Annotated in this window: 8 protein-coding genes; 5 read left to right on the top strand and 3 right to left on the bottom strand. The window is 72.1% G+C overall.

What is annotated here, in order from left to right; genetic code table 11:
• Positions 1-81: 81 nt before the first annotated feature.
• From ACQ0O7_RS21905 to leuC, 3 genes are all read right to left on the bottom strand, one after another.
• Positions 82-852: an HU family DNA-binding protein gene (locus ACQ0O7_RS21905; RefSeq protein ID WP_430783993.1), complete on the bottom strand. Its 771-nt coding sequence runs from the start codon at positions 850-852 to the stop codon at positions 82-84.
• A 159-nt stretch (positions 853-1011) separates the two neighbouring features.
• Positions 1012-1602 (bottom strand): 3-isopropylmalate dehydratase small subunit, encoded by a 591-nt coding sequence (leuD, locus tag ACQ0O7_RS21910; protein ID WP_430783994.1) that lies wholly within the window; start codon positions 1600-1602, stop codon positions 1012-1014.
• Between the two features lie 20 nt (positions 1603-1622).
• Positions 1623-3077 (bottom strand): 3-isopropylmalate dehydratase large subunit, encoded by a 1455-nt coding sequence (gene leuC, locus ACQ0O7_RS21915; protein WP_430783995.1) that lies wholly within the window; start codon positions 3075-3077, stop codon positions 1623-1625.
• A gap of 49 nt (positions 3078-3126) precedes the next feature.
• Between leuC and ACQ0O7_RS21920 the strand changes: the two genes are divergently transcribed.
• The 5 genes from ACQ0O7_RS21920 to ACQ0O7_RS21940 are packed head-to-tail and all read left to right on the top strand — an operon-like array spanning position 3127 to position 8983.
• A complete protein-coding gene (locus ACQ0O7_RS21920) occupies positions 3127-3813 on the top strand; it encodes an IclR family transcriptional regulator (RefSeq protein ID WP_023561932.1) in 687 nt (228 codons plus the stop codon).
• Between the two features lie 32 nt (positions 3814-3845).
• A complete protein-coding gene (locus ACQ0O7_RS21925; protein WP_430783996.1) occupies positions 3846-6560 on the top strand; it encodes an AAA family ATPase in 2715 nt (904 codons plus the stop codon).
• Positions 6561-6612: 52 nt separating this feature from the next.
• The gene (locus ACQ0O7_RS21930; RefSeq protein WP_430783997.1) at positions 6613-7446 is read left to right on the top strand and encodes an alpha/beta fold hydrolase; all 834 of its coding nucleotides are present in this window, start codon (positions 6613-6615) and stop codon (positions 7444-7446) included.
• Positions 7443-8231 (top strand): alpha/beta hydrolase, encoded by a 789-nt coding sequence (locus ACQ0O7_RS21935; protein WP_430783998.1) that lies wholly within the window; start codon positions 7443-7445, stop codon positions 8229-8231. Before ACQ0O7_RS21930 ends, ACQ0O7_RS21935 begins: the two co-directional genes overlap by 4 nt.
• Positions 8207-8983, top strand: coding sequence for an MBL fold metallo-hydrolase (locus tag ACQ0O7_RS21940; protein WP_430783999.1), 777 nt, complete (start codon positions 8207-8209; stop codon positions 8981-8983). Before ACQ0O7_RS21935 ends, ACQ0O7_RS21940 begins: the two co-directional genes overlap by 25 nt.
• The last annotated feature ends 69 nt before the right edge of the window (positions 8984-9052 follow it).

The following is a 9052-nucleotide window of genomic DNA, read 5'->3' on the forward strand; positions in this document are numbered from 1 at the left end:
CGCCCCTCACGTGTGATGTGGATCCCCGGGTCAGCGAGCCTTCGCTGGATCCCGGTCAGCCAGCCTTCCGCTGGATCCCGGTCAGCGGGCCTTCCGCGGCGACCGGGCGCGGGCCGGCACCGCCTCCGGGGTCGCGGTCTTGCGGGCGGTCTTCTTGGCCGGGGTCGCCTTGGCGGTGGTCGCGGCCTTCTTGTCGGTCGCCGACTTCGCGGCCGTCTTCGTGGTGGCCGCCTTGGTGGCGGCGGTCTTGGTGGCGGCGGTCTTGGTGGCGGTCTTCTTGGCCGCCGCCGTGGTCGCCGTCTTGGCCGCGGTGGTCTTGGCCGGCGCCGACTTGGCCGCCGCCGTCTTGGTGGCGGTCGCCTTGGTCGCCGTGGCCTTCGTCGCGGCGGCCTTGGTGGCGGTCGCCTTGGTGGCGGCATTCTTGGTGGCGGCGGTCTTGGTGGCCGCCGTCTTCTTCGCCGCCGCCGTGGTGGCCGTCTTCGTCGCCGCGGTCTTCTTCGCGGCGGTCGTGGTGGCCGCCTTGGCCGGTGCGGCCTTGGCGGTGGTCTTCTTCGCGGCGGTGGCGGCCTTGGCCGGCTTTCCGCTCGCGACGAGATCCCGGAATGCGCTGCCGACGCGGAAGACCGCGACCGACGTCTTCTTCACCTTGACCGGTTCGCCGGTTCGCGGATTCCGTGCGGTGCGCGGATTTCGCACCCGCTTCTCCCAGGAACCGAATCCGGTGAGAGCGACCTTGTCACCCTTGGCGACGGCGTTCTGCACCTCACTGATGAACGCGTCGAGCGCCAGGGTCGCCGTCTTCTTGTCACCCAGCCTGCCGGCGAGCGCCTCGATGAGCTCGGCCTTGTTCACGGTTTCCTCCCGGACGTGAGAACTGGCCCGTCGAAGGCCATTCTGCGCGCACGGTATGCCCTGTGATGTGGTTACAGAAACATTGAGGGCAAAAAACCGTTGTGTCCCAACGAATAAGCCCCTGCCGGGTGACCCGGCAGGGGCTTATTCATGCGTGGACTAAAGGGTTACGACCGGCTTGAAAGCGGGGCGCTTCTTCTCGTACGCGGTAATGGTCTCCTCATGCCGGAGCGTCAGTCCGATGTCGTCGAGGCCTTCCATCAGACGCCACCGGCTGAAGTCGTCGATCGGGAAGCCGTAGGCGGCGTCGTCGACGCGGACCACCCGGCCCTCCAGGTCGACGGTGATCTCCTTGTCCGGCTCGCTCTCGGCCAGGTCCCAGAGGCTCTCCACGATCTTCTGGTCGAGCTGGACCGGCAGCAGGCCCTCCTTGAGGGAGTTGCCGCGGAAGATGTCGCCGAAACGGGAGGCGATGACGGCTTTGAAACCGAAGTCGCGCAGCGCCCAGACGGCGTGCTGGCGGGACGAGCCGGTGCCGAAGTTGGGCCCGGCGACCAGGATGCTGGCGCCGGCGTGGGCCGGCCGGTTCGCCACGAAGTCCGGGTCCTCGCGCCAGGCGCTGAAGAGGCCGTCCTCGAAGCCGGTCCGGGTGACCCGCTTCAGGTAGACCGCCGGGATGATCTGGTCGGTGTCCACGTCGGAACGGCGCAGCGGCATGACCTTGCCGCTGTGGCTGACGAACTTGTCCATGACTGTTCCTGTTCCCTGGCTCAGAGGTCGGCGGGGGCGGCCAGCTTGCCGACCACGGCGGTGGCGGCGGCGACCTGCGGCGAGACCAGGTGGGTGCGCCCGCCCTTGCCCTGCCGGCCCTCGAAGTTGCGGTTGGAGGTGGACGCGGCGCGCTGGCCGGGGCTGAGGGTGTCCGGGTTCATGCCCAGGCACATCGAACAGCCGGCGAACCGCCACTCGGCGCCCGCCTCGGTGAACACCTTGTCCAGGCCCTCGGCCTCGGCCTGCTCGCGGACCAGGTAGGAGCCGGGCACGATCATCATCCGGACCCCGTCGGCGACCTTGCGGCCCCGGATGATGTCGGCGGCGGCGCGCAGGTCCTCCAGCCGGCCGTTGGTGCACGAGCCGACGAAGACCACGTCCACCGGGACCTCGCGGAACGGGGTGCCGGGGGTGAGGGCCATGTAGTCCAGCGCGCGCTGGGCGGCGCCGCGCTCGACCTCGTCCAGGAAGTCCTCCGGGCTCGGGACCACGCTGTTGAGTGCGGCGCCCTGGCCGGGGTTGGTGCCCCAGGTGATGAACGGGCTGATCGACGCCGCGTCCAGGATGATCTCGGTGTCGTACTCGGCGCCCTCGTCGGTGGGCAGCGTCTTCCAATACTCGACGGCGGCGTCCCAGTCGGCGCCCCGCGCGGCGTGCTTCCGGTCCTTGAGGTACGCGAAGGTGGTCTCGTCCGGCGCGATCATGCCGGCCTTGGCGCCCCACTCGATCGACATGTTGCAGATGGTCATCCGGCCCTCCATGGAGAGCTTGCGGATGGCCTCGCCGCGGTACTCCACGATGTGGCCGTTGCCGCCGCCGGTGCCGGTCTGCGTGATCAGGGCGAGGATCAGGTCCTTCGCGGAGACGCCCGGGCCCAGCTCGCCGACGACCGTGACGGCCATCGTCTTCGGCTTGGACTGCGGCAGCGTCTGGGTGGCGAGCACGTGCTCGACCTCACTGGTGCCGATGCCGAAGGCCAGCGCGCCGAAGGCGCCGTGGGTGGCGGTGTGCGAGTCGCCACAGACGATCGTCATGCCCGGCTGGGTGAGGCCCAGCTGCGGGCCGATCACGTGCACGATGCCCTGGTTGACGTCACCCAGCGGGCGGATCTCGACACCGAACTCGGCGCAGTTCTTGCGCAGGGTCTCGATCTGGGTCCGCGAGGTGGTGTCGGCGATCGTGAACAGCTCGCCGCGCTTGGTGTTGAACGCGGGGTCCGCATACCCGGTCGGGGTGTTGTGGTCCTCGGTCGCGAGCGTGAGGTCGGTGCGGCGCACCGGCCGCCCGGCCATCCGCAGCCCGTCGAAGGCCTGCGGGCTGGTGACCTCGTGCAGCAGGTGCAGGTCGATGTAGAGCAGGTCGGGCTCACCCTCGGCCGTGCGCACCACGTGGTCATCCCAGACCTTCTCGGCCAGGGTCCTGGGTTTCCCGCTCTGGGGAGTGACTCCCACCATCTGGACATCCTAAATTCTGGAATGTATGTTTCGGCTTGTGGGACACAGTATGAGCGGTGTAGGCGTTCTCGACAAGGCGGTTGTCATCCTCGCCGCATGTGTCGACGGCGCCAGCCTTGCCGAGTTGGTCGACCGCACCAAGCTGCCGCGGGCGACTGCACATCGCCTGGCCCAGGCCTTGGAGATCCATCGGATGCTGGTGCGCGACACTCAAGGAAGATGGCGTCCCGGACCTCGATTGGGCGAGCTGGCCAACGCCGCGCCGGACGTTCTGCTGACCGCAGCGGAGCCCCTGCTGTCCGCACTGCGGGACGCGACGGGGGAGAGTGCGCAGCTTTATCTGCGTCGCGCCGATGAACGGATCTGTGTGGCCGCCGCCGAGCGGGCCAGTGGTCTGCGCGACACCGTCCCGGTCGGCTCGGTGCTGCCGATGGTGGCCGGCTCGGCCGCCCAGATCCTGCTCGCGTGGGAGCCCCCGGAGGCCGTGATGCCGCTCCTGCCGCGCTGCAAGTTCACCGGGCGCACGCTGGCCGAGGTCCGCCGCCGCGGCTGGGCGCAGAGCGTCGCCGAGCGCGAGCCCGGTGTGGCCAGCGTCTCCGCGCCGATCCGGGACCGCACCGGCCGGGTGATCGCCTCCATCTCGATAAGCGGGCCGATCGAGCGTCTCGGCCGCCGGCCCGGCGAACGGCACGCGATGGCCGTCGTCCGCGCCGGACAGCGCCTCTCCGGGCTGTAATCCGCCCCTCACTCACCGATAGGCTGCCGCCCGTGCGGCTCTTCGGACGCGACGACGAATGCGCCCGGCTCGACGGACTCCTGCGGGAGGCGCGAGGCGGGCGCAGCGCGGCATGGGTGCTGCGCGGCGAGGCGGGTGTCGGCAAGACCGCACTTCTGGCGTACGCGATGAGCCGCGCCCCGTCCACCCTGAGCATCAGCGGGGTCGAGTCCGAGGCCGGGTTCCCGTACGGCGGCCTGCATCGTCTTCTGCTCCCCCTGCTGCCGGAACGGACCCGCCTGCCGGCCGCCCAGCGCACCGCCCTGGAGGTGGCCTGCGGCCTCGCCGACGGACCACCGGCCGACCTCTTCCTGGTCAGCCTCGCCACCCTGACCCTGATCGCCGGGGCGCCCCGGCTCTGCGTGGTCGACGACGTGCACTGGCTCGACCCGGAGTCGGCCCGCGCGCTGGCCTTCGTCGCCCGCCGCCTGCACGCCGAGGGGGTGGTCCTGCTCTTCGGTCAGCGGGTCGTCCCGGACGATCCGGGCCTGTTCGCCGGCGTGGACGTGCTGGAGATCACCGGCCTGGGCCGGGACGCGGCACTGGCTCTGCTGTCCGACGTGGTCACCGGCGACCTGGACCGAGGGCTGGCCGAGCAGGTGGCCGAGTCCACCGGCGGCAACCCGCTGGCCCTCACCGACCTGGGCCGGGAACTCACCGCCGACCAGCTCAGCGGCGCCTCCCCACTGCCCGGCCCGGTGCCGGTCGGCAGCCGCCTGGAGGAGCACTACGCCACCCGGGTGCGCGCCTATCCGCCGGCCACCCGGACCTGGCTGGTGCTCGCCGCAGCCGGCGCCGGTGGCCGCCCCGACCAGCTGCTGGACGCCGCCCGGCGACTCGGCACCGGGCCGGAACAGGCCGGGCCGGCCGAGTCGGACCGCCTGGTCACCGGCCTGCCACCGATGGAGTTCCGGCATCCGCTGGTCCGCTCGGCGATCTACGGCGACGCGGTCCCGGCCCAGCGCCGGGCGGTGCACGCGGCCCTCGCCGCGGCGATCACCGGACCGTCCGACGCCGACCGGCGGGCCTGGCACCTGGGCGCGGCGGCGGTCGGTCCGGACGAGACGGTCGCCGCCGAACTGGAACGCGGCGCCGACCGGGCCGGCGCCCGGGGCGGCCACACCGCGCGGGCCGGGTTCCTCACCCGGGCCGCCGAACTGACCCCGGAGCCCACCGCGCGGGCGGCCCGTCAGGTCCGGGCGGCCGGCGCGGCGATGGCGGCCGGTGCCCCGGCCCGCGCGCTGCTGCTGCTGGACCAGGTGGACGGGCCCGCACTCACCGGCCCGGCCCGCGGCGACGCCCTGCTGACCAGGGCGTTCGCCATCATCAACGCCGGGGTGCCGACCGGTCAGCGGGACGCCGTCGCGCTGTGCCTGGCCGCCGCCGAGGCGTTCGGCCCGGACCGGGCGCGGGCCCGCCGGGCGCTGATCCAGGGCATCGAGCACGTGCTGTCGGCCGAACATCTGGGCGGCACCAGCGAGTCCGAGGTCGCCGCCGCGGCCGCGCCGCTGGCCGGCGACGACCACCTCGACGGGCTGGTGCTCGCCGCGTACACCGCGTTCGTGGTGGACGGCTATCCGGCCTGTGTGCCGGCGATCCGCCCGGCCATCGCCGCGATCGCCGACCCCGGGCTGCCCGACGAGGTGCTGCTGTCCCGGTTCGCCATCGGCGTCAACCTCTGCACCATCGTCTGGGACGAGGAGACGAAACTGGGTGTGCTGTCCCGCGCCGAGGAGGCCGCCCGCCGGACCGGGGCGCTGCACCGGCTCGACCTGATCCACTTCATCGCCGCGATGACCCACGCGGTGCTGGGCCGGCTCGACGAGGCCGACCGGCACGACGCGGCCGGGCTGCGGCTGCGCCGGGCCATCGGCGCCACCGCCGAGCAGGAGCTGGTCTGGCGGCATCCCGAACTGCTCACCTGGCGGGCGCCGGACGGCATCCGCGAGTCGGCCGGGCAGGCCCTCGACGTCTTCGCGATGCTGCACCTCGGCGGCATGCACGCGGTCACCCGGCTGCACCTGGCCATCCTGGACATCGCCGAGAGCCGGTGGTCCACGGCCCGGCAGACCCTGCTCACCATCGTCGACCTGGGCCGCCCCCGCCGGTATGCCTGGGCACTGCCGGAACTCGTCGAGGCCGCGCTGCGCGCCGGTGACCGGCAGACCGCGAAAGCCGCCCTGGCCGATCTGGAACTGTCCGCCCGGCCCAGCGCCACCGCCCGGTCACTGGGGCTGCTGGACCGCTGCCGGGCCCTGCTCGCCGGGCCGGACCGGGCCGAGGAGCACTACCGGTCGGCGATCCGGCGGCTGGACGGCACCCCGGCGTACGGCGATCTGGCCCGCGCCCGGCTGCTCTACGGCGAGTGGCTGCGCCGCCGCCGGCGCCGCCGGGACGCCCGCGACCATCTGGCCGCGGCGTGCGAGATGTTCGAACGGGTCGGCGCCACCGCGTTCGCCCGGCGGGCCGCCGCCGAACTGGCCGCGCTCGGCGAGATCGCCCGCGCCCCGCTGCCCGAGACCGACGAGAGCGCGCTCACCCCGCAGGAGGCCTCGGTGGCCCGGCTGGCCCGCACCGGGGCCACCAACGCGGAGATCGCCGCTCACCTGTTCCTCAGCCCCAGCACCGTCGACTACCACCTGCGCAAGGTGTTCCGGAAGCTCGGCGTCACCACCCGTAGACAGCTGCGGGTGACCTTGCAGGACTGACTACGCGTTTCACGGGATTCGGCGGTGGACGCGAACCCATGAGGATCGATCCATGGGTCACCTCACCGCCGCCGACGGGGCGGAGATCTTCTACAAGGACTGGGGTGCCGGCCGCCCGGTCGTCCTCAGCCACGGCTGGCCCCTGAACGCGGACAGCTGGGAGGCACAGCAGCTCTTCCTGGCGTCGCACGGCTACCGGGCGATCGCCCATGACCGGCGCGGGCACGGCCGCTCCACCCAGACGTGGCACGGCAACGAGATGGACACCTACGCCGACGACCTGGCCACCCTCCTGGACACCCTCGACCTGCGCGAGGTCACCCTGGTCGGGTTCTCCACCGGCGGCGGCGAGGTGGCCCGGTACATCGGACGGCACGGCACGGCGCGGATCGCCCAGCTGGTCCTGGTCTCCGCGGTCCCGCCGCTGATGCTGCGCACCCCGGACAACCCGGGCGGGCTGCCCGGCGAGGTGTTCGACGCCCTCCGGGCCGGGTCGCTGGCCGACCGCTCCCAGCTCTACCGGGACCTCGCCGACGGGCCGTTCTTCGGTGGCAACCGGGCCGGCGCCGACGTCTCCGCCGGGATCCGGGACGCGTTCTGGCTGCGGGGCCTGCAAGCCGGGCACCACAACGCGTACGAGTGTGTCGCCGCCTTCTCGGCCACCGACTTCCGGCCCGACCTCGACGCGGTCGACGTACCCACCCTCGTCATCCACGGCGACGACGACCAGGTCGTCCCGTTCGCCGTGGGCGGGCAGGCGTCCGCTGCCCGGATCAAGGACGCGGTGCTCACCGTCTACCGGGGCGCGCCGCACGGCATCACCGACACACACCGGGAACAGCTCGGCCAGGATCTGCTGGCCTTCCTCAGGGGGTATCAAGCATGAAACCGATCGTTCTGGTGCACGGCTTCTGGGTCACCCCACGCAGCTGGGAGCATTGGATCGCGCACTACGAGGCCAAGGGCCACCGGGTGATCGCACCCGCCTACCCCGGCTTCGAGGTCGAGGTGGAATCACTCAACGCCGACCCCACCCCGATCGTGAACGTCACCGTCCCGCAGATCATCGAACACATCGAGGAGCAGATCCGCGCACTGCCCGAGCCGCCGATCATCATCGGTCACTCGGCCGGTGGGGCGTTCACCCAGATCCTGCTCGACCACGGGTTCGGCGCGGCCGGCGTGGCGATGAACTCGGCACCCACCGAAGGCGTCCGGGTGGTCCCGCTCTCCCAGGTCAAATCCACCTTCCCGGTGCTGAAGAGCCCGGCCAACCGGCACAAGGCGGTGCCGCTGACCCTGGAACAGTGGACGTACGCCTTCACCAACACGTTCACCGCCGAAGAATCCGCCGCGCTGTACGAGCGGTACGCCATCCCGGCCAACGGCGGCATCCTGTGGGGCAGTGTGCTCGCCAACTTCCAGCCCGGCCATCAGGACACCTGGGTCGACTACCACAACGACGACCGGGCCCCGCTGCTGTTCGTCTCCGGCTCCGAGGACCACATCATGCCGCCCGAGGTGCAACGCTCCAACCACAAGCACTACAAGTCCGACACCGTGACCGAGATCCGCGAGTACGAGGGATACGCCCACCTGCTGCCCGCCCAGAAAGGATGGGAGCAGATCGCCGACGAGGTGCTGGAATGGGCCCTGCGGCACGCCCGGTGACCGCCCGGATCACCCACATCGGCGGGCCCACCACCCTGATCGAGATCGGCGGGGTGCGCCTGCTCACCGACCCGACGTTCGACGCACCCGGCCGGCGTTACTCGTTCGGCCTCGGCACGTCGTCGGTGAAGACCGCCGGGCCGGCCGTGCCGTACGAGTCACTCGGCCGGATCGACGCCGTTCTGCTCACCCACGACCACCACGGCGACAACCTGGACATCGCCGGCCGAGCGCTGCTGCCGTCGGTGCCGCTCGTCCTCACCACGGTCAGCGGGGCCCGGCGGCTGGGCGGCACGGTGCCCGGGGTGCGCGGTCTCGCCCCATGGCAGGAGGCCGGTGTCGCCGATCTCACCGTCATCGCCACCCCGGCCCGGCACGGCCCGCCGTTGAGCCGCCCGATCGTCGGCGAGGCCATCGGTTTCGCCGTACGCCCCGCCGGCCGCCCTGAGGTCCTCTGGATCTCCGGCGACACGGTGCTCTTCGACGGCGTCCGCCAGGTGGCGTCCCGCTTCACCGTCGACACCGTGATCCTGCACCTGGGCAAGGTCCAGTTCGGCTTGACCGGCCCGATCAGATACACGATGACCGGCCGGGACGCGGCCGGCCTGATCGAGTCGATCCGCCCGCGCCGGGTGGTGCCGGTCCACTACGAGGGCTGGTCCCACTTCCGGGAGGGCCGCACCGAGGTGGAGGCGGCGTTCCCGGCCGGCGCACTGACCTGGCTCACCCCGGGAGTACCGACCACGGTGTGATCCGTACCGCCCCACCGCGGCGCCGCCCGGACAGCCGGCCGGCGCACGGCTCACCCACCGCGGCGCCGC

The organism is Actinoplanes sp. G11-F43 (assembly GCF_050589265.1).
Classification (GTDB): domain Bacteria; phylum Actinomycetota; class Actinomycetes; order Mycobacteriales; family Micromonosporaceae; genus Actinoplanes.

Excerpts from the sequence above, each read along its gene's own strand:
- ACQ0O7_RS21930 (WP_430783997.1), top strand. The coding sequence starts at position 6,613 with ATGGGTCACCTCACCGCCGCCGACGGGGCGGAGATCTTCTACAAGGAC.
- leuC (WP_430783995.1), bottom strand. The coding sequence starts at position 3,077 with ATGGTGGGAGTCACTCCCCAGAGCGGGAAACCCAGGACCCTGGCCGAG.
- ACQ0O7_RS21940 (WP_430783999.1), top strand. The coding sequence starts at position 8,207 with ATGGGCCCTGCGGCACGCCCGGTGACCGCCCGGATCACCCACATCGGC.
- leuD (WP_430783994.1), bottom strand. The coding sequence starts at position 1,602 with ATGGACAAGTTCGTCAGCCACAGCGGCAAGGTCATGCCGCTGCGCCGT.
- ACQ0O7_RS21920 (WP_023561932.1), top strand. The coding sequence starts at position 3,127 with ATGAGCGGTGTAGGCGTTCTCGACAAGGCGGTTGTCATCCTCGCCGCA.
- ACQ0O7_RS21935 (WP_430783998.1), top strand. The coding sequence starts at position 7,443 with ATGAAACCGATCGTTCTGGTGCACGGCTTCTGGGTCACCCCACGCAGC.